Genomic DNA, 642 nt, shown 5'->3' on the forward strand with positions numbered 1-642 from the left:
CTGCACCTGGGGCTGGTACTCGTACGACCCCAAGCTCGACCTGATGTACTACGGCTCGGGCAATCCCTCGACCTGGAACCCCAAGCAGCGTCCGGGCGACAACAAGTGGTCGATGACCATCTGGGCGCGTAACCCCGACACCGGGCAGGCCAAGTGGGTCTACCAGATGACCCCCCACGACGAGTGGGACTACGACGGCATCAACGAGATGATCCTCACCGACCAGAAGGTCGACGGCAAGGAGCGCCCGCTCCTGACCCACTTCGACCGCAACGGCTTCGGCTACACCCTGGACCGCGCCACCGGCGAACTCCTCGTCGCCGAGAAGTTCGATCCGGTCGTCAACTGGGCCTCCAAGGTCGACATGGACAAGGGCTCCAAGACCTACGGTCGCCCCCTCGTCCAGGCCAAGTTCTCCACCGAGCAGAACGGCGAGGACACCAACTCCAAGGGTATCTGCCCGGCCGCGTTGGGTTCGAAGGACCAGCAGCCCGCCGCCTACTCGCCGAAGACCAACCTGTTCTACGTGCCCACCAACCACGTCTGCATGGACTACGAGCCGTTCCGGGTGACCTACACCCCGGGCCAGCCCTACGTCGGTGCGACCCTGTCGATGTACCCCGCGCCGAACAGCCATGGCGG

The 642-nt window shown here is 64.8% G+C and carries 1 pseudogene; it reads left to right on the plus strand.

Going from position 1 to position 642, the window contains the following annotated elements:
• Positions 1-642: pseudogene (locus MKK70_RS10795) on the plus strand (PQQ-dependent dehydrogenase, methanol/ethanol family); the annotation flags it as partial.

The sequence above is a fragment of the Methylobacterium sp. E-041 genome, assembly GCF_022829665.1.
In the GTDB taxonomy this organism is placed as follows: Bacteria; Pseudomonadota; Alphaproteobacteria; order Rhizobiales; family Beijerinckiaceae; genus Methylobacterium.